Source organism: Williamsia muralis, assembly GCF_051487485.1.
GTDB lineage: Bacteria > Actinomycetota > Actinomycetes > Mycobacteriales > Mycobacteriaceae > Williamsia > Williamsia muralis_B.
The window spans coordinates 513,489-533,218 of sequence record NZ_JAHVCV010000005.1; the positions used below are offsets into that span (position 1 = coordinate 513,489).

General features: G+C 63.3%; 13 protein-coding genes and 1 pseudogene. 1 reads left to right on the forward strand and 13 read right to left on the reverse strand.

Annotated features, from left to right (window positions below; translation table 11 throughout):
- Positions 1 to 323: 323 nt before the first annotated feature.
- From KXR83_RS16720 to KXR83_RS16745, 6 genes are all read right to left on the reverse strand, one after another.
- Positions 324 to 1,118 (reverse strand): SDR family NAD(P)-dependent oxidoreductase, encoded by a 795-nt coding sequence (locus tag KXR83_RS16720; protein WP_437425754.1) that lies wholly within the window; start codon positions 1,116 to 1,118, stop codon positions 324 to 326.
- 71 nt (positions 1,119 to 1,189) lie between these two features.
- Positions 1,190 to 3,199, reverse strand: coding sequence for a fatty acid desaturase (locus KXR83_RS16725; protein ID WP_437425755.1), 2,010 nt, complete (start codon positions 3,197 to 3,199; stop codon positions 1,190 to 1,192).
- Positions 3,200 to 3,361: 162 nt separating this feature from the next.
- Entirely contained in the window at positions 3,362 to 4,600 is a 1,239-nt protein-coding gene (locus KXR83_RS16730; RefSeq protein WP_437425756.1) for a PucR family transcriptional regulator, read from the reverse strand.
- 292 nt (positions 4,601 to 4,892) lie between these two features.
- A complete protein-coding gene (locus KXR83_RS16735; RefSeq protein WP_437425757.1) occupies positions 4,893 to 6,524 on the reverse strand; it encodes a purine-cytosine permease family protein in 1,632 nt (543 codons plus the stop codon).
- A gap of 107 nt (positions 6,525 to 6,631) precedes the next feature.
- Positions 6,632 to 8,644, reverse strand: coding sequence for a hydantoinase B/oxoprolinase family protein (locus tag KXR83_RS16740; protein WP_437425758.1), 2,013 nt, complete (start codon positions 8,642 to 8,644; stop codon positions 6,632 to 6,634).
- A gap of 44 nt (positions 8,645 to 8,688) precedes the next feature.
- Positions 8,689 to 10,740, reverse strand: a complete 2,052-nt coding sequence (locus tag KXR83_RS16745) for a hydantoinase/oxoprolinase family protein (RefSeq protein ID WP_437425759.1) — start codon at positions 10,738 to 10,740, stop codon at positions 8,689 to 8,691.
- Positions 10,741 to 11,063: 323 nt separating this feature from the next.
- On the opposite strand from KXR83_RS16745, the gene KXR83_RS16750 reads away from it, so the two are divergent.
- Positions 11,064 to 12,167, forward strand: a complete 1,104-nt coding sequence (locus KXR83_RS16750; RefSeq protein ID WP_437425760.1) for a transporter substrate-binding protein — start codon at positions 11,064 to 11,066, stop codon at positions 12,165 to 12,167.
- Here KXR83_RS16750 and KXR83_RS16755 read toward each other — a convergent pair.
- The 7 genes and pseudogenes from KXR83_RS16755 to glnT form a co-directional block, all read right to left on the reverse strand.
- Positions 12,150 to 13,655: a PucR family transcriptional regulator gene (locus KXR83_RS16755; RefSeq protein ID WP_437425761.1), complete on the reverse strand. Its 1,506-nt coding sequence runs from the start codon at positions 13,653 to 13,655 to the stop codon at positions 12,150 to 12,152. The two genes, KXR83_RS16750 and KXR83_RS16755, sit on opposite strands and share 18 nt — an antisense overlap.
- Positions 13,656 to 13,879: 224 nt before the next feature.
- Complete coding sequence (locus KXR83_RS16760) at positions 13,880 to 15,142, reverse strand: allantoate amidohydrolase (protein ID WP_437425762.1); 1,263 nt, start codon at positions 15,140 to 15,142, stop codon at positions 13,880 to 13,882.
- 14 nt (positions 15,143 to 15,156) lie between these two features.
- Positions 15,157 to 15,255, reverse strand: a pseudogene (locus KXR83_RS16765) (helix-turn-helix domain-containing protein); the annotation flags it as partial.
- A gap of 56 nt (positions 15,256 to 15,311) precedes the next feature.
- Positions 15,312 to 16,625, reverse strand: a complete 1,314-nt coding sequence (locus KXR83_RS16770) for an FMN-binding glutamate synthase family protein (protein ID WP_437425763.1) — start codon at positions 16,623 to 16,625, stop codon at positions 15,312 to 15,314.
- Positions 16,626 to 16,668: 43 nt separating this feature from the next.
- Positions 16,669 to 17,403 (reverse strand): protein glxC, encoded by a 735-nt coding sequence (locus KXR83_RS16775; protein ID WP_437425764.1) that lies wholly within the window; start codon positions 17,401 to 17,403, stop codon positions 16,669 to 16,671.
- Positions 17,388 to 18,287 (reverse strand): class II glutamine amidotransferase, encoded by a 900-nt coding sequence (locus tag KXR83_RS16780; RefSeq protein WP_437425765.1) that lies wholly within the window; start codon positions 18,285 to 18,287, stop codon positions 17,388 to 17,390. The genes KXR83_RS16775 and KXR83_RS16780 overlap by 16 nt, the downstream gene beginning before the upstream one ends.
- Positions 18,288 to 18,332: 45 nt before the next feature.
- Positions 18,333 to 19,706 carry a type III glutamate--ammonia ligase gene (gene glnT / locus KXR83_RS16785; RefSeq protein ID WP_437425766.1) on the reverse strand — a complete coding sequence of 458 codons (1,374 nt, stop codon included), beginning with the start codon at positions 19,704 to 19,706 and terminating at the stop codon, positions 18,333 to 18,335.
- Between the last annotated feature and the right edge of the window lie 24 nt (positions 19,707 to 19,730).

The following is a 19,730-nucleotide window of genomic DNA, read 5'->3' on the forward strand; positions in this document are numbered from 1 at the left end:
TGCGCTATAACCAGTTAACGCAGGGCCGACGGGCACTGACAGCAGGCTGGAGGTTGCATGTTCGAGTCATGTGCCACTGGGTAGGTATCCGTACGGTACGGCGACCTAGCGCCGATAATCTCTGTTTATGTCGGGCTGGGGCACCGAGTCTTTGGTCCGCCGCCGCCGCTGCCAAAACTAGTTAGCGCGCAGGCACCCATCGGCAGGGTTGACTCTGCAAGCGTTGCGGTTTCGTCCAACTACCTTGGGCGGATGGCATCGCGTCGGAACCCGCAGCCGTCTGCGCCAGCGCTCTCAACGCAGGCGATGGGCCGAAGAACTGGTCAATTTCGTTGGGCGCCGGTGCGTGCGGTCACGTAAGCCATCGGCCGGGGGAAGGCGCGGGCGATGGGAGCCATCATCGCCCACCGCCACGGGAGATGGACGTCGCGGCGTTCACGTTCGAGGGTCGACAGGATGCTGTGGGCAACGGCCTCGGGCGTGGTGGAGCCCAGTAGCGCTTCGGCTTTCGGGATCCTCTCGGCTGCCCCCGGGTTGTTGTCGAAGTAGGGACTGTCGACCCGCGTGGGAGTCACCGAGCTCACGACGAGACCGGTTCCGCGAAGGTCCTGGCGAAGAGCTTCGGTGAATCCCTTGAGGGCGAATCGGGCCGATGCGTATCCGACGGCGCCGGGCCACGGCATGACCGACACCGGCGAATTCACCATCAGGACAACGCCTGTGCCACGGGCCAGCATTGGCTCGATGAACACGCGCGTGGTGAAGAATGCCGCGAAGTAGGGCGCAGCCATCATCTCCTCGGCCTCCGCCGGATCGGTCTCCTCAATGCGCAGGAAGCGACCGGCGCCGGCGTTGTTGACGATTGCGTCCGGGACCCCGATTCTTTCGAGCACGTACTGAGCCATCCGCGCCGCATCTTCGTGGCGTCCGAGATCGGCAGCGACGGCGGTTGCAGCTAAACCCTGTCCTCGCAATTCGAGTGCGGTTGATTCGATTGCCCCTGCGTTGCGGGCGACGAGTACCACGTGAGAACCGGCGCGCGCCAACACATGTGCGGTCTGAGCTCCGATACCCGATGACGCACCGGTCACCACGATCACGCTTTTGTCGATGTTCACGGGGGTTCGTCCTTCACGGATGAGGGTGATGTTGCGGTCGCGGCGCGAGGTCGCCGGTCTGTGTTCTGGATCTAGGCGGGTTGGCTGTCGTAATCGACTGCGACAGTGTCGGTTGTCGGGTGTGATTGGCACGTCAGGACGAACCCTTGTTTGACCTCGGTCTCGCTGAGTGCGAGGTTCTGATCCATCGATACCGATCCGGACGTGACCTTCGCGCGGCACGTGCCACACGCACCGCCGAGGCAGCTGTAGGGGACGTTGATCTTGTTGGCGAGTGCAGCTTCGAGAACACTCGAACCCCGCGTCGACGTCAGTTGATGATCGGCTCCCGACAGTTTGATGCTGATGGTGGACTCGAGCTCGTCGCCGGCCTGCGCCGCACGGGTGGCACCGCCGAACAGTTCCACGTGTACCTGCTCGGATGGGACACCGTTTGCGAGAAGGTCGGAGCGCACCGATGTGATCAGGTCGGTGGGACCGCAGAGATACCACGTGCCTATCGCGGTCACGTCGGCGTCGAGCAACTTGACGATGAGCGGTGTGTTGATCCGGCCGCTGAGGCTCTCGGGGTGGTCCGGTTGCTTCGACCGGATATGGAGAACTCGCAACCGCTCCGGGTAGCGCGTCGCGAGCTCGTAGAGTTCGGTTGCGAACATGGTCGATTCGGCAGAGCGGTTGCCGTAGAAGAGCGTGAATCGGCTGTTCGGTGTGGTCTCCAGCGTCGTTGCCACGAGCGACAGGATCGGGGTGATGCCGCTGCCGGCAGCGACTGCGACATGGTGGTCAGAGGTGACGGACTCGCTAGGTGCGCCGAATGTCCCGGTGGGTGGCTCCACGTCTAGGACGTCCCCGACACGTAGGTTATCGACGGCGTAGGTGGAAAAGGTGCCGCCGTCGACCTTGCGGATCCCGACGGCGAGCACGCCCGAGGTTGCCGACGTGCAGATCGAATAGTTGCGGCGGACCGGTTGTCCGTCGACGCGATGGTGGATCGTGATGTGCTGCCCCGGCTTAAAGCAGAACTCCTCGCGCAAACTGTCAGGGATCTCGAACGTCACACGGACGCTGTTGTACGTGAGCTGCTCGATCCCGCTCACCGTGAGTGGGTGAGTGGTGCGGGTGCCCGCGCCGGTGGTGTGGATTCGTCGGATCGGCAATAGGGGGATTGTCTTGCCGTTGAGCTGCTTCCACTCCCGGTACTCCTGCGGGTCGAGTTGCTGGCCGAACACGGTCCCGATCGCTGCGCCCCGCTCGAGGTAGGCATCTTCGTTGCGCCGCCACGCAGCGACATATCGGTAGAAGGGTATGGAGGGATGCAGATGATGGACCAGGTGGTAGTTCTGCGACAGCAACAGCGGAGTCAGTATCCATTCCGACCCCATTCGGTTGCGGGTGGTGCGATAGCGGTTTTCGCGCGGGGTGTCGTAGAGGTCGTGATGCGGAAGCCAGTCGAACCACCACGCGAGAACGAACATGGCGACCCTAGACGGGATGAGGTACACAACCGCGAACATCCACAGGTGCCCGAGGACTGCGGCGGCTGCGATCGCAATGACCGTTGCCGACATCAGGAACGCCGTCTCCGCTATCTCGGAGCGAGGCCGCCGCTTGATGTTTCGCACCAGGCAGCTGAGGTAGGGAAGGTCCATGATGGGAAACCGGAAGGGTAGCTGCCAGTAAGTCGCGGCGCTGACAAAATGATCGGGATCGGAATCGTCGTCGTTGGTGTTCCGGTGATGCTCGATGTGGATGAAGGCGAACGCCGAGAACGAGATCAGGGGAGATACGAAGAGCATCGCAACCCGACCGAAAGCAACGTTGACCCATCGGTGTGAGCTGATCGAGTAGTGCGACGCGTCGTGCAGGACGGTGAACATCATGAAGATCGCGACGCTGCTGGCTGCGATGGTCGCGGCGGCGGGAGCCGCGTGATTGACGGCAGCAACGCTGGCCCCGGCGAACACGGCAAGCGACAGGGTGAAGATCCCGACGATGGGCCACGACAGGGTGGGCACCCGCTCACCGGGGTCGGGCAAGGGGAGGCTCGAATCTGGCGCCGCAAACGACGGTTGCTCGGTCATTGTCGACACAGGTACGCCTCCAGCTCGGGATATCAGGACATCTCGAGGCTAAGAAGTTTCGCTCTTCGTCAACAAGGCCTTTGCGCCCACCGTCATGTGCTGAGCGCACACTGTCTGGCGGTAGGTGTGCTGGCGGTGGGTCGAGAGGGTGCCGCGCTGCGGTCAGGGCTGGGACGGCGCGAGAACGGTGGGACCTATCGCGTCGCAGACACGTAAAGCCGCGTGTAACTCGGCGACCCGCTCGGAGACCGGGCGACCGCGACTGTGCTCGGCGCGCCGGACCCGCTGCAGGACGGTGTTGCGGTGGACCCCCAGGTGGCTCGCGGCACCGGCCAGACTTCCCTGTGCGTCGAGCACCGCGAGCAACGCAGCTCGTTCGTCGGCTTTCCGCGGGTCGTTCGACGCGAGGTCGCCGAGCTCGTCCGCGACGAAGGACCGTGCTGACTCGAGATCGCGAGTGATCACATCGACCAACGCCACATCGGCGAATCGGGTGATCGACGCAGTGGTGCGCTCCGACATCTCGGCGACCCGCCGTGCACGTCGCGCCTCGTCATGCGAGCGCCGGAAACCTGCCGGACCAGGGTGCGGAGAGCCTACTGCCACGTGCGCGATGGATCCGACCGCTGAGGACGTGATCGTGGGCTGGTCGGTCGCGGCTCTGCTCGAGATCGACACCCAACCCTGCACTGCCTCTGGCCCGTCGATGAGGACCAGCGGATGCGGCGAGCCCAGCAACACCGCGACCCGCCGAGCCACCGTTTCGAGGTCGACGTCGCGGTCGTGCGACCAGCAGATGAAGCCGACTTGCATCCCCGTAAGGCGGTGCCCCAGAGTGCGTTCGGCCATTGCTCTGTTAATCGGTTCGCCCGCCAACAGTGCACGGACAACCTCGCCGCGTTCGGCACGCGCCTGGTTCTGCCGACGTCTGAGTTCTGCGAGATACTCGACCGCCACTGCGCTGGAAATGCGATCGATGTAGCGAATTCCGTACCGCTGGAGCGTGATGAACGTACTCAAGGCCACCGACGGATCGTCGATCCAGGCCGGAATCGCGTCGCCCAATTTGCCGAGAAAGAACTCGTACCCGAGCCGATAGAAGCGCAGCATCACGTCGACGTCGTATCCGCGCGCTGCCATCCCTCGTGCATGCTCCAGCGCGGTGACTGGCGCCTCGGCAGCCGACACGTCGATGCCGTGGCGCACCATCGACAGCACTGATTCGATATTCGACGAGCAGGACCCGAGGGTGAGCCCGCGCAACTCGTCGTCGACCACGGCCTCCGGGATCCGCTCAGCGAGATAGGCAAGCATCTCGTCGGCGAACGGGGTGATGTCGGAGAGCAGTCTCGTGGCCACCACCCCGGCGCCCGCCATCTCGCCGGACTGTTCGTCTTCCATCATCGGACCCTAACCGCGCCCGCCGATGTTTGAGGACGTGTGTGCGTTAGGGGGTGTCGCTCATGGGGGAGTGGCGCCCTGAAGCCTGACGTTGGTCTCTGCCCTGTTGAAGAGGTTCGGGCCCTGGCCTCGATTGTCTCCGCACTGCTGAGCGCGCCCGCGGATTGGGGAGCGGTCGGCGTTCCCAGTTCGTCGGCGAACTACGAGTCACTGTGCTGCGCAGATGTTCCGGACCCGAAAAGACCCGGGCCGCCAATGGCGAGCCCGGGTCTTGGTGGATCTTCGGTACTTCTTACAGTTTGCTGTCCGCGCGGAATTGCGCTGCTTCTTTGGCCGCCGCCCGCTGGAACTCGAGGTCGTCGGACGCGCAGGCCAGGCAGATCGGTGCGTGACCTGCTGCCGGATCCCGGTCCATTTCGTATGCGATGTAGCTGTCTTCGCAGCGGTGGCACTGGATCCGGGCTTCCCACATGTCGTCGACTTCGTCGCGGGGATCATGCGGTCGCCGCATCGTGAACCAGCCGTCGCGGCTGAATCCGAGGGCTACCCCGTAGATGGCGGCGGCGAGGACGAATGACACCGGTGGCGCCCACACGGCACCTTCAGGTCCGCCGGTAGCGACCATCACGATCCCCACCGCCGAGGACACCCCCCACGCGGCGACACCTGCCGGGTTCACCGCAGGCACGCGACCCGGCCGGAACTCGAGAGAATCAGCAGGGATCGACCGCAGTCGCATCCATGCGATGTGGGTCAGGGCGATCGCCACCCAGCCGACGATCACCACGCCCTGGTACTGCAGCGCCTGCACGATCCAGGACAGCACGTTGGTGAGCATCATCAGGTACACGAGGACTGCCACCACGAGCACCCAGAAGGTGCGCGGCATCGAGAACTTCAGTGTGCGGGCGAAGAAGTTCTGGAAGTTTGTCGACGCCAGGTAGAAGTTGCCACTGTTGACGCGGGTCTGGCTGACGACCACCCACAGCAGGCCCCAAATGCCCATCATGCCGATGATTCCCAGGATCGCCGATTCCTCGGACAGCGGGCCGGCGATGGTGATCGTCTGTGCCAGGAAGATCCCGACCATGGCATTGATCAGCAACGTCACGATGTAGAAGGGAGTGCCGAAGCTGAACCGGGCGTTGAACTTCGCGTCCTCGGGCCTGCCGAAGCGTGCGTAGTCCCACGCCATCATCGTCACGACCCAGACGCCCATGTAGATCACGAAGGCATACCACCAACCGGGAACGCCGAGATCTGCGGTGGATTCAGGTGTGTAGGTCAGCCATTCGTTGCTGTAGCCGTACTCGATGATGGTCCAGACCACCGATCCGACGAGGCCGATCACGTAGAGCGGCAACAGGACCCCGTTGAGCTTGTCGAGCCACGTGGTGACTCCGCGCCACGCCAGCGGCGCCTGATAGAGAACAACGACCAGAGACCAGAAGGCGATCGGCAACGCCCCGAAGTACGCATGGAGCGCCGATGCGACGATGGAACCCTCTGCCACCACGTAGTAGGCGATGGTGATCCCGAACAGTGCTGCTGCGAAAGCTGATCCGGCGCGGCCGAACAAGACTCTGGAGAACAAAGAGACACTGGTGCCGGTTTCGTTCGCAACCTTCGCTGCGATCGAGTTGATGACACCGTAGGCCACCACCGACAGGCCGATGCCGATGATCGAGTTGATGGTGCCGACCGCCAGGGCCACGGTGGCACCGATGACAACGAAGAACATGGCGCTCATCAGTCCGAACCACGCCATCGACACCGATGTGCGGGATGTCCGCCAGGAGCGCGGAACGATGTGCATCGAGTAGTCTTCGCTGGCCGCCTTGGCAAGCACATGGGGATCGTCGGTGAATGTGACTGCGAGTGGGGGTATTTCACTGGCCGCAGGTCTGCGTGCTTCTGTGGTCATGACCGGTTCCTAGGTGAGTTGTGAAGCGAAACAGAAGTGGATGAACAGGAGGTCTGGGTGCCTCCGCGGCCCTGAGGAGGCACCCAGACAGCGAGAATCGAGCTGTACTAAACGGTTGCGTAGTCGTGGACAGTCAACGTTCCCTTGACGTACGGAACGTTTGCGTCGTCAGTCCAGTGGACGATGGTGCGACGTTGAAGCATGGCGCGGAACTGTTCGGTGGTCGTTGTGAGGACCTCGCCGCTGCCCCAGTCCAGGATCACACCGTACTGGCGCAGGCAGTCCATCTCGTTGATGAGGCCTGACTTGTATTCGGCGGACACTTCCAGCGGATCTCGCGTCATCCAGGCATGTCGGTTGTTCCGAATGTATTCGCGGGCAGCGAGTGTGGCCTCGATGTCGACCTCGTAGTCGAAGACCTCCGGATCGATCTCCTTGATGACGACGCCGTAGTCCTTCTCTGCCCGGGCGATGGTGACGTACCCGTCGATGACGTCTTCGAGGATGGAGTCGACGTCACGTTGCAGGGCGTCTCCGAGACCGCCGCCGCCGGCGGACGGCCGGGTGAACACGTCGCCTGCCTTGATCGGCACCGCGGCGAAGATCGAACCGAGATACTCCTCGCGGTCGGTGCCCTTGTTCAACCACACGCCGTGCGGGATGGAGGGCAGCCCACCCCAGAGGCCCCAGGTGACCGAACGCTCGCGGTCACAGCAATAAGACATCACGGTCTTGCTGCTGGCGGTCAGATACCCGCCCTTCTCCGCGCCCACACCGCCGCGGAACTTTCCGGGGCCACCGGAATCGGGAACCAACTCGTGACGGGTGGTGAGCACCGGAGCCAGACGCTCTTGGCCTTCGAAAGGCTGTGTTCCGTACTGGACCCCGAAGACTGCGGCTGACGCGTTGTGTCCATCGCCACCGTTGCGGGCCCCCCAGCCGCCCATCATCCAGTCGTACCACATGAAGCTCTCGTTGCCGTCTTTGCGTTTGTCACGGCCACCGACCAACAAGTACTCGAGATTGAAGGTGCAGGCCATGGCCCGATGCGGCTGGATGTCCGACCAGATCTCGAAGACGGAGCTCATGATCTTTTCGAAAGGGCCGGAACAGAATCCAGCACAGGGTGACGGCCAGTCCGCGTTGACAACCGAGCCAACCGGACCGAGATCGGCCGTGACCACCCGATAGAAGCCTGAGTTCAAGGGGATGTCCGGGAATTGCATCTTGGTACCGGCGACAATGCCGGCGAAGGACCCGCCGAACCCGGCGTTGAGCATCGAGGCGATCGACGCGTGCGAGCCACTGAGGTCGTAGTGGCATGTATCGCCAGAGATGGTCATCTTCATGGTGACCGGGATCAGACCTTCCTCCTCGCCGGGGTCCTGGTCGATGTAATCCTCGGTGTACCAGACGCCGTCGGGCAGGGCGCTGATCTTGGCGCGCGTCAGATCCTCGACGTAGTCTTGGACTTCGGCCATGGCGGTCTTGATCGTCTCGACTCCGTATTTGTCGCAGAGACGCTGGATTTCACGCTCGGCTACGCGGGTGGCTTCGGCCTGCGCCTGCATGTCGCCGATGATGTCGCGCGGATTGCGGGTGTTCTTGGCGATGAGGTACGCGACGTCTTCGAGGAACTCGTCCTTGCTCCACAGGCGAGTCGGCGGAATCCGCAAGCCCTCACCCATGTGATCGAGCGCCTTGACGTTGAATGAGCCCGGAGTCGCGCCGCCGACGTCGGCCCAGTGTCCGTTCGCCTGCGCGTAACCGAGCAGTTCACCCTTGTAGTAGATCGGCCGGATGATCCGGGTGTCGTTGAAGTGGCTGCCACCTTCATAAACGTCGTTGATGACAAAGACGTCGCCGGGGTGGATGTCGCCGTCGAACTGCCGGATCACGGCTTTGGCCGTGTAGTGCAGGGTGCCGACGTGTGCGGCGATGTCGCCCGTGCCCTGCATGACGGTGTCTCCGTTGGGGTCACAGAGTGCCGAAGAAAAGTCGCGCGAGTAGATGACAAACGAGTAGCAGGTTCGGAGGATCTGCTCGGCCATCTGGTCGACGGTGTTGATGAAGGCGTTCTTGAGTACTTCGAATGTCACTGGATCGAGTGATGCGGGCATGTCTTGTACCTCTAACGGTGAGTGGTGTTGTGACGGAGAAGGAGTCAGGCGTCCTGGCTGAGGATCAGGTTGCCCCAGGCATCGACACGGGCTGTTGTCTGCGGCGGGACCACGGTGGTGGAATCGAGTTGATCGACGATGCACGGACCGGAGAGCACAGCACCGGCCGGAAGGTCGGTGCGGTCGTAGACCGGAGTTTCTTGCCGGGTCGTCTCGTCAGGGAACAGAACCTGACGAATCTCCGTCGGCACCGGTGTGAAGTCGGCCGGGTCGATGAGTTCGGCGGGCTTTGCGTCCACACGGGGTGTCAATCCGATGGCGCGCACCGAGATCCGGTAGATCTCCACGCCTGCTTCGTCGCTCGCGTAGTTGTGTTCTTTGAGGTGGGTGGCGTGGAATGTTGCAACCACCTCGTCGAGGCCACCGAATGGCATGGTCACCGGCACGGCGATTGCTCGCCACTGGCCGTTGTAGCGCATGTCCAGGTAGTACTCGAAGACCATGTCGGCGTCGTTGACGTGTTCGGCCGTCAGTCGCTGCCGACCCTCGTCTCGGAGGTCCGCGAAGGTTTGCGTGAGGTGGTCGAGGTCGGCGTTCGCCGCGTCGGTGAGATACATCCTGGTGATGTCGTGCTGGACGTCCACGAGCATGCAGCCCATCGCGGATGTCACCCCCGGATGTGGTGGAACGATGACAGTCGGGATCCCGAGCTCTTTGGCAAGGTACGCGACGTGCAGTGGGCCGGCACCACCGAATCCGACCAGCGCGAAGTCGCGAGGATCGTGGCCTTTGCGGATCGAGATCAGGCGCACAGCGTCCGCCATGTTGGCGTTGGCCACCTTGATGATCGACTGCGCGGCGGTCTCCACTTCGAGACCCAGTGGTGTGGCAACCTTCTCGACTGCCGCATACGCGGACGCCACGTCGAGTTCCTTGACACCGCCGGCCAATTTCTTGCCGATCGTTCCCAGGATCAGGTTGGCGTCGGTATTGGTCGCGAGTTCCCCGGCGGCGCCATAGCAGGCGGGCCCGGGATCAGAACCCGCCGATTGTGGTCCGTTGCGCAGCGACCCGGCTTCGTCGAGCCAGGCGATGGATCCTCCGCCGGCGCCGATGGTCAACACCTCGATGCTCGGGAAGCAGATCGGGTATCCGAACTCCACGCTCCACATGTTGGTGGTTCCGAGAACGCCGTTGTCCGTCAGAGACACATCGGTGGACGTGCCGCCCATGTCGAACCCGATTGAGTTCTCGTAGCCGCACTGGCGCGCGATGTGGCGGCTGGCAATTGCGCCTGCAGCGATGCCCGAGGCCGCGAGTCGAGCACCGTACTTCTCGGCCATCTTCGGGGTCATGACGCCTCCACCCGAGTGCAGTAGCAGTACATCGTTCGTGTAACCGCTGTCTTCCAGGCGAGCCTCCAGGGTACGGGCGTAGGGTCCGATGATCGGTACCAATGCCGCGTTCGCGACGGTCGTCGAGAACCGTTCGTACTCAAAGATTTCCGGGAGAACGTCGCTCGACGTCGTGACCGCGACACCCGGCAGTTCCTCCGCGAGGATCTCTGCCATCCGGTTCTCGTGTACCGGGTTGGTGAATGAGTTGATGAAACACACTGCGATGGTCTCGATTTCACGTCTCTTGAGGATTCGCGCGATATCCCGTGCGCCGGCTTCATCGAGGGGTTCGATGATCTCACCGTCGTATCCGATGCGCTCGGAGACGGTGAGGCGGTGGCGGCGGGGAACAAAAGGCTTGCCGACCTCCTCGTACGGATCCCACGATTCCCGGTCACCACGACGGATCTCGATGACGTCGCGGAATCCCTCCGTGGTCACGAGAGCGATCTTCGGGAATGTCCGTGTGATGAGGGCGTTGGTCGCAATTGTTGTTCCGTGAGAGAAGAATTCGACGTCCTTCCACTCGACTCCCGCGCGGTCCATGCCGGCGAGCACGCCTTCGATCGGATCCGATTGTGTCGGGTACTTGGCGGTGGTGATCAGACCGTCACCGTGCTGAACAAAGATGTCGGTGAATGTTCCGCCGATGTCGACGGCTGTGCGGATCTTCCGTGGCCTGCTGATGGCTTCGGTCATGGGTGCCTCCTCGGCGATAACTCGGACGGTCCATACGAAACCGCCTGGCGGCCGCTTCAACAATTGGCGCATCACCCAACTCGAATGCCGCACCGACTGGACGTTGACACACCCCGCCCCGACGATCAGGCGCTGACCTGCGCACATACGTCTGCGCTGGACGTAACAACCGCGTGACCGATATGCGTGCGTTACGTTTGTTCATCGGATCGAAACGTCGCCGAACGTGCTTTTTGCGACCTGGCCACGCCCTCGCACTGTTCCCAAAGATGCGGCTACAGTGGGCTTGTCCGCTGATGACATCCACCGACGGGAGCGTGTGAGTGAAGATCGGCATGCTCTTCTCGCTGACGGGTCCGCTGGCTCAGATGGAACAGTCGATTCTCGACGGTGCCCTGCTGGCGGTCGATGAGATCAACAACGATGGCGGAGTGCGCGGTCAAGATTTGCGTCCGGCGATCTACGACGATCACTCCGAGGTGTTGTCGAGCGCGCGCGGAATCAACCATCTGTGTGGGACGGAGCACGTCAACGTGATCGTTGGCGGCTACACGTCGGCGAGTCGGGTGGCGATGCTTCCGGCGATACACGCCAACCGCGCACTGTTGATGTACCCGACCTATTTTGAGGGCGAAGAAGCCGATCCTCGAGTCTTTTATTGCGGAGCCGCGCCCAACCAGTACCTCGCCGACTACCTGAGCTGGGTCGCCGACAATCTCGGCCGTCGGGTCTACATCATCGGATCGGACTATGTGTACCCGCGCGTCCTGGCCGAGGCCATCGCACGGCACGGCGTTCATCTTGATGTCGAGACTGTTGGAAGCTGGTACGCCCCGCTCGGCGAGACCAACTTCCAGACCGTTCTGGACGACATCCGCCGTAAGAATCCGTCGGTGATCATCTGCAACCTGGTCGGCATGGACTCGACCTCGGCTTTCTACCAACAGTTTCACGACGCCGGATTCAGTGCGGCGACTCTGCCGATCGCGGCCACTGTCACCACCGAGGTCGACTTGGCCCACATGTCGCCCGAGTTGACCAACGGACACTTCATGACCGGAACCTATTTCTCCGGCGTCGATTCAGAGGTGAACAGCTCGTACCGTGAGTCTCTGTGGAAGATCCGGGGGCAGCGATGGTCGCATCCAGCCCAGGTCGGTGCTTACAACGCAGTTCATGCGATTCGGATCGCCGCCGAACATGCGGACTCTTTTGACCCCGCCCACTTGTCGGCCGCCCTGCTCGGGGTTCGATTCGAGCGCAACCCCGAGGGGCTTCCGTTCTATTTCCTGAACAATCATTACAGCGCCCATCCGTCGTACGTCGCACGGGCGTCAAATGGTAAATACGATGTCCTCGAGGAGTTTTCACCACGATTGCCAGAGCCGTGGTGGTCAGGAAAACGGTCGCTAACCGCTCCCGGGTAACTCGCGCAAACACAGGGCCAGGTAGTAGTCCGAACGGTCGGCCGTCGTGTGGAGCCCCCGTCCGGTCAGTCTTTCGATACGTTTGAGCCGGTATCGGAGCGTGTTGATGTGAATACCCAATTCCGTGGCGGTGGTGGCCCATTGACAGTCCAACGCCAGGAACGTTCGAAGCGACTCCAGATAACTGGTGCCTTTCTCCCGGTCGTAGTCGATGACCGGCTGCAGCAGCGCTCGGCCCAGAACCGCCGCGAGTTCGGGTTCGGCGGCGAGCAACGTTGCCGACAGCGGCACTGCCAGTGGGATCTCGTCCATCTCGGCGACTGTCGATCGCGCCTGACGATCAGCAAGCTGTCGTGCGTTGATCAAGCCGCGTACCAGATCGTCACTGCCTCGGAGAACGCAGGAACTCACCCCCAGAGACAAGGCCTGCTGGTGGCGGAACTCGAAGAGGTCCGCCAGAAGCTTCAATTGATGCTCGAATCCGGTGATCTCGTCCGATCGCCCGAATTCGCCGTCGGGCAGGGTGATCAGCGCGTACGCACAGCCACCGTGTGCCCCGGTGACGCAGATACCGCCATCCAGTAAACCCAGGTCACGCAGGGCATTGCCCACGACCTCGCTCTCGGACTTCAAGAATTCGGGTAGCACGGCTGCGATTGCCCGGACACGGCTCCCTGGCGCGAGATCGAAGGACCCGACCCACGGATCAAGGGTGGCAGAAGCGACGTTGGCCTCGATGAGTTCTCGGACCAGCGCGGTTTCGATCTGTCGTCGAGCTGACCGCTTCACCTCGATGGCCTGGGCGTAGGTATCGATCTCGCGGACGAGACTCTCGATACCGGTGAGGTCCAGTGCGACACGACTCGGATTGTGGATCGCCAGTGTGTGACCAGATGCAGGTAGCGGAACATTGAGAGTGGCCATCGCACACATGCTTTGCTGTAAAGCTATTGGTTTGCGCGCGAGGATCTTGATCAGATGTGCGATGTCCACCGGTGCACTGGACACCACGGCGCCTTCCATGACGACCCACGCTTCGGTCCCGGTGACCGCGGTGAAACCGTTCAGCGCTCTGCGGATCGCATCGAGTTCGGAGATGTGCACACCGCGGGTGTCGAAGCGAGTGGTCTGCTCCGCCAGAGCAGCTCTCAGCTCATCCAACGTCTTGGACTTCGGCAGGAGAAGGACCGGAATAGACGCGTGCACGCAGGCTTCGACGAACTCGGGCGGGAGTTTCAGATCGTCGTTGTTGACCACCACCGCCAACGCTCCTGCTGACTTCAGTTGCGAAGGAAGCGTTTCCGGTGTTGTCAGAAATGACCACGAGGTCGACGGGACGTAGACCACGGATCCGTCGTCGAGATCCAACGGACCCTGCGTCGTCATCTCGACAACCGTTGCGACCGTGCGGTCCAGGATCCGGTCGGCGGAACCTGGAATCAATGACCCGAGGCCGACACAGGTGACGAAGTCACCAACCGTGGCCATGTGACTCCTTACACCTTGGGCGATCACCCGGGCCTGCTCGTGCAGCACGATTCAGGTGAGACGTCCAGCAGTGACTCGCAGTACGTCTCGCCTGTACAGGGTAGCGGGACTCGCCGGTGCGCACCCGAGTTCAAACGCCGCGGCGGTACGTCAGCGACTGGGTGGCAACGCAGTTCGAAGCCGAGGTCCAGAGCCGTGGCCGAGATACAGATCGAATCCGTGATCTAGCTGGCGGAGAAATCGTTGGAGTGGCGATCAGCGCTCGGCTCTTGAACCCACTCCGCCATCACATCGGCCAGTGCCTCGGCACCACGATGGCAGTCCGCGGCTTCAGCGAATTCGAGCGGCGAGTGCGACACCCCAGTCGGATTCCGGACGAAGAGCATCGCGGTGGGTACTTTCGCCGAGAGAATGCCTGCGTCGTGTCCGGCGGCGGTCGGGAGCGCCGGAATGTCACCGAGGTGACCGAGCGCGGTTTGCAGGCGTTGCCGTGTGTCGGCGGGGAATTCGACGATTGGGGTGATCGACTCGGCTTCGACGGCCAGGCCGATGCCATCTGCGTCGGCGTACTTTCGGGCCTCGGCTGAGATCTGCTCGACCATCGCGCTCAACGTCGGTTCGTCGGCGGCGCGGGCGTCGAGCCAGGCGAGAACCTCGGACGGGATGGCGTTGGCGCCGTTGGGCAGTACCCGGACCTTGCCGAACGTGGCGACGGCGTCGTGCAGGGTTGCCGCGCTGCGGGCGGTGTGAACCGACGACGCGAACGCGAGCATCGGGTCGCGGCGGTCGACCAATCGGGTGGCGCCGGCATGGTTGGCCTCACCGGTGAAGCTGAACAACCACCGCCCATGCGGCCAGATCGACGACGCCACAGCGATCGGCTGATCGACCAGATCGAGACCCCGGCCCTGCTCAACGTGCAGCTCGACGTAGACCCCGACGCGGTCGGTCAGTGTGGGATCGGCGCCGAGGTGCGACGGATCACGGCCGGAGCGGGTGAGCGCCTCGGCCAGCGTGACTCCGTCGGCGTCGCGGAGCCCCAGTGCTCGCCCCGGCGTGAGTGCGCCGGTGGTCAATTGCGACCCCACGCACGCCACGCCGAACCGTGCACCCTCTTCGTCCGAGAATGCCGTGACAGCAATCGGTTTGGTGGGGACGATCCCGCGATCTCGCACGATGTCGATGGCGATGAACGACGACACGACTCCGAGTGGTCCGTCGTACGCGCCGCCGTCGGGCACCGAATCGAGGTGCGACCCGGTGACGAAGGCGTCGGTCGGATCGCCCTCCCAACCGGCCGGCATCCACCACGCCCAGAGGTTCCCGTTCCGGTCTTCTTCGACGGACATGCCGCGGTCGGTGGCGGCGCCGGTGAACCACTCGCGCAACGTCATGTCGGCGTCGTTCCATGCGAAGCGACGGTAGCCGCCGGTCGTGGCACGACCGACATCGAGTATTGATGCCCACATGGAATCGAACGCGGTCATGTCAGGTCCTTCTGTCATTCTGAGTAGTTGTCGGGATACGCGGTGACGGCGAGGAATCGGATCGGCAGGTGCGTGAGTTCGGTTGGGCCATGCACACCTTCGCCGTCGAACACCTCGCGAGGGGTCGTGTCCTCGACAACCCCCGGCGAGAAGGCGGGCTCGGGCAGGGTCACATCTTCCCAGGGATCCAGGTGGTGCCCGCCAGCGGCACGCGAGCCATCGCCGACGATTCGACTGTCAGTGCCACCAGGTCCTCGGGTTCGAGGTTGCGCAGATGCGACTTGCCGCAGGCGCGTGCCAGGGTTTGGGCCTCCATGGTCAATACCCGTAGGTAGTTGGCGAGTCGACGTCCGCCCTCGACGGGATCAAGATTCTTGGACAATTCGGGATCCTGGGTGGTGATCCCGGCAGGATCGCGACCGGCCTGGAAGTCGTCGTAGAATCCGGCATCGCTACCGAGCTCTTGATATTCCTTCGCATACCGAGGGTTGTTGTCGCCCAACGCAATGAGGGCAGCGGTGCCGATCGCGACGGCGTCGGCACCGAGAGCCATGGCCTTGGCTACGTCGGCGCCCGAACGGATACCGCCGGAGACGATGAGCTGGACCTTCCGGTGCTGACCCATCTCTTGCAGCGCTTGGACTGCCTGCGGGATCGCTGCGAGCGTCGGGATGCCGACGTGCTCGATGAACACGTCCTGGGTGGCGGCGGTTCCGCCCTGCATGCCGTCGACGACCACGACGTCGGCACCGGCTTTGACGGCCAGTTTCACGTCGTAGTAGGTGCGGGTGGCACCGACCTTGACGTAGATGGGCTTCTCCCAGTTGGTGATCTCACGCAGCTCGATGATCTTGATCGCGAGGTCGTCTGGTCCCGTCCAGTCTGGATGTCGGCACGCCGACCGTTGGTCGACTCCCATGGGCAGCGTCCGCATCCCGGCGACACGTTCGGTGATCTTCTGTCCCAGGAGCATCCCACCGCCGCCGGGTTTGGCGCCCTGGCCGAGCACGATTTCGATCGCGTCGGCCTTGCGCAGGTCGTCGGGGTTCATGCCGTACCGCGACGGAAGGTACTGGTACACCAGGTTCTTCGACTGACCGCGCTCTTCGGGGGTCATGCCGCCGTCACCAGTGGTGGTCGAGGTGCCCACTTCACTGGCACCGCGGCCCAGGGCCTCCTTGGCCTGTCCCGACAGTGCACCAAAACTCATGCCTGCGATGGTGATCGGGATGTCCAGGTGCAGTGGAAACTTCGCGTTGCGGTCGCCGAGGACCACGTCGGTATCGCAGCGTTCGCGGTAACCCTCGAGCGGGTATCGCGACATCGACGCGCCCAGGAACAGTAGATCGTCGAAGTGGGGGAGTTTGCGTTTGGCACCCCAGCCGCGGATGTCGTAGATGCCGGTGTCGGCGGCCCGTTGGATTTCGGCGATGACGCCTCTGTCGAAGGTGGCCGATTCACGCAGGGTCGGGTTGTATGTCATCTGTATCGCTCCTTGTACGCCGGAATGTCAGGACGCCGGGATGTCAGTACGCCGCGGCGTTGTCGACGTGGAAGTTGTAGAGCTGCCGGGCGGAGCCATAGCGGGTGAAGTCGGCGGGATCGGCGTCGATGCCCGCGGTGGCGAGCAGGTCACCCAGTTCGGCGAGGTGTTCATCGCGCATCTCCTTCTTGATGCAGTCGGCACCCAGCGATGCGACCGTGCCGCGGACGTAGATACGGGCCTCGTACAGCGAATCACCAAGGGCTTCACCGGCGTCGCCGCAGACGACAAGACGTCCGGCCTGGCCCATGAAGGCGCTCATGTGGCCGATGTTGCCACCGACGACGATGTCGGCGCCCTTCATGGAGATCCCGCAACGTGCTGCGGCATTGCCCTCGATGACGAGCAGGCCACCGTGGGCGGTGGCTCCGGCCGACTGCGAGGCGTCGCCGGTGACCCGTACGGTCCCGGACATCATGTTCTCGGCCAGCCCGACACCGGCGTTCCCGTTGATCGTGACTGTGGCCTGCTGGTTCATACCGGCGCAGTAGTAGCCGACATGCCCTTCGATGGTGACGTCGATGTCCTTGTCGAGTCCACAGGCCAGGGCGTGCGCGCCTTGCGGTGCCGTGATGACCGACTGGTTCGGCGCCTGCAGGGACTGCAGGGTCTCGTTGACCGAGCGGACGGTGGTGGACAGCAGATCGAACGTCGTGAACTCGGCGGTGTCGTCCGCTGTGGCGACGGCGTTCGGCGTCTCGGTCACTGACGGTGCCATACGTACACCTCTTCTGGTTCGGGTTCGAAAATGCGGGCGGTGTCGACGCCGGGCAGTCCTGCCAGCGCACGGTATTCAGAGGCCATCGCGACCCAACGGTCGGTTTCTGCGATGACGGCGGGCTTGCATGAGATGGGGTCGCGGACAACGGCGAACGAGTCCTTGTTCGAGACCAACAGTGTGTAGAAACCGTCGAAGGTCTCGTTGAGCATCAGCAGTGACTTCTCGAGATCGACGCCCTCGGCGAGTTGCTTGGCGATGAACCGTGCGCCGACCTCGGTGTCGTTCTGACTGTCGAACACAACACCGGTGCGTTCGAGTTCGTGCTTGATGCTCATGTGGTTGGAGAACGATCCGTTGTGCACCAGGCACTGATCCGTGCCGACAGAGAAGGGATGCGAACCTTCAGCGGTGACAGCCGATTCGGTCGCCATACGGGTGTGGGCGACGCCCTGCCAGCCTGAGGCGTTCGGTAGGCCGAAGCGGTGGGCGAGCTCGGTCGGATTGCCCATTCCCTTGAGAACGGTGACCTCGCTACCGAAGCCGATGATCCGCGCCGCCGGTGCGACACCGCGCACTGCCGCGACGAGCTCATCGGACGGAACGGCCGCGTGGAGCACGGTGGTCGGTTCGAGGTCGATGACTGTCGCCTCGACGCCGAGCGCGGTGGTCAGAGCCGACGCCAGGTCGGATGCCGAGAGTGGGTTCTCGAGAAGGGAAACGGTGGCGTGGCCCTCGGGCGACCACGTCGGGTCACCGTAGATCGACATGCCGGCCGAGTCGGGGCCGCGGTCGCACATCTGGTCGAGCATGCCGGTCAGCAGTGCGCCCAATTCGGGGTACAGAGCCCGGTCACGTAGGTGCAAACCCACGATTCCACACATGTGGAACTCCTGTTCTTCGTTGTTGGTGGCAGAAAGTCGTGGTGGTCAGAAGGCCGTGAGATATTCGTCGATCTCCCACGCAGAGACCGTGTTGTGCCAGGCGAAGAACTCTTCGCGTTTGCGCTGGGCGAAGTACTCGCTCACGCCTGGACCCGCGACATTGAGTGCGGCGGTGAGGACGTCGTCCTTGTCGAGGGCGTCCATCGCGTGCAGCAGGGTCATCGGGAGCATCTCGCTGGGGCTGTCGCCGCTGCCGGGAGCGCCGGGATCGAGGTTGCGCTTGACGCCGTCGAGTCCGGCAGCGATGGCGCCGGCTGCCGCGAGATACGGATTGGCCGATCCGTCGCCGCCGCGCAGCTCGACGCGGTTGTGGTCGGGCACGCGCAGGTAGTGGGTGCGGTCGTTGCCGCCGTAGGTGGCGAAGCGCGGCGACCAGGTTGCGCCGCTGCTCGTGGTGGTGGCGCCGGTTCGCTTGTACGAGTTGACGGTCGGGGCGATCACAGCTTGCAGGGCGCAGGCGTGCTCCAGGATGCCTGCGATGAAGCCGTAGGCGATGCTCGAGAGTCCGAGTCCTTTGTCGTCGGACGCATCGGGGAAGACGGCACCGGTCTCGCTCCACAGTGACAGGTGCATGTGCATGCCTGACCCGGTGCGGTCGGTAAACGGCTTGGGCATGAACGTTGCCTGCATCCCACGTTTTTCGGCGATCACCGAGAGGAGGTATCGGGCGGTGATCACGCGGTCGGCGGTGACCATGGCGTCCGCGTAGTCGAAGTTCTGCTCGAACTGTCCGTTCGCGTCCTCATGGTCGTTGGCGTAGTTGCCCCAGCCCAGCGAGTTCATGGCCGTCGAGATCTCGGTGAGGTGGTCGTACATGCGGGTCACGTCGCGGGCGTCGTAACACGGCTGTCGTTTGGAGTCGGCGGGGTCGGCGGTGGTGAGCGCACCGGAGTCGTCCCTGTTGACCAGGAAGTACTCGATCTCTGCGCCGACGTTGACGCTGAACCCGAGGTCTGCAGCTCGGCGCAGGGTCTCTTTGAGGATGATGCGGGGAGCAAACGGCCAGGGCTTGCCATCGACGTGGGGATCGCAGTGCACCAGGGCGAGGCCGGGCTGGATGAACGGGATCGGGGTGAAAGACGACGCGTCGGGCATGGCGACCAGGTCGGAGTCCTTAGGTTCCTGGCCCATCATGCCTGCCGCATAGCCGGCGAAGCCGACGCCGTCTTCCTCGAGCATGCCGACCGACTGTGCCGGAACGAGTTTGGCGCATGGCTTGCCCGACATGGTCACGAACAAAGCGAGGATGAACGTGGTTCCGCTGGACCGGACCAACTCGGTCAAGGTCGGTTCGGCACCCACGGGATCTGGGGCGGCTACGGGTGTGGGTGTGAACGCGTCGGCTGTGTCTATGGCCATGGCAGGCTCCTGGTCGGGGGTTTC

What these genes read in the sequence shown, in the direction of transcription:
- glnT (WP_437425766.1), bottom strand. Translation starts at nt 19,706, where the DNA reads ATGGCCATAGACACAGCCGACGCGTTCACACCCACACCCGTAGCCGCC.
- KXR83_RS16780 (WP_437425765.1), bottom strand. Translation starts at nt 18,287, where the DNA reads ATGTGTGGAATCGTGGGTTTGCACCTACGTGACCGGGCTCTGTACCCC.
- KXR83_RS16730 (WP_437425756.1), bottom strand. Translation starts at nt 4,600, where the DNA reads ATGGAAGACGAACAGTCCGGCGAGATGGCGGGCGCCGGGGTGGTGGCC.
- KXR83_RS16745 (WP_437425759.1), bottom strand. Translation starts at nt 10,740, where the DNA reads ATGACCGAAGCCATCAGCAGGCCACGGAAGATCCGCACAGCCGTCGAC.
- KXR83_RS16740 (WP_437425758.1), bottom strand. Translation starts at nt 8,644, where the DNA reads ATGCCCGCATCACTCGATCCAGTGACATTCGAAGTACTCAAGAACGCC.
- KXR83_RS16735 (WP_437425757.1), bottom strand. Translation starts at nt 6,524, where the DNA reads ATGACCACAGAAGCACGCAGACCTGCGGCCAGTGAAATACCCCCACTC.
- KXR83_RS16755 (WP_437425761.1), bottom strand. Translation starts at nt 13,655, where the DNA reads ATGGCCACGGTTGGTGACTTCGTCACCTGTGTCGGCCTCGGGTCATTG.
- KXR83_RS16760 (WP_437425762.1), bottom strand. Translation starts at nt 15,142, where the DNA reads ATGACCGCGTTCGATTCCATGTGGGCATCAATACTCGATGTCGGTCGT.
- KXR83_RS16770 (WP_437425763.1), bottom strand. Translation starts at nt 16,625, where the DNA reads ATGACATACAACCCGACCCTGCGTGAATCGGCCACCTTCGACAGAGGC.
- KXR83_RS16775 (WP_437425764.1), bottom strand. Translation starts at nt 17,403, where the DNA reads ATGGCACCGTCAGTGACCGAGACGCCGAACGCCGTCGCCACAGCGGAC.
- KXR83_RS16725 (WP_437425755.1), bottom strand. Translation starts at nt 3,199, where the DNA reads ATGACCGAGCAACCGTCGTTTGCGGCGCCAGATTCGAGCCTCCCCTTG.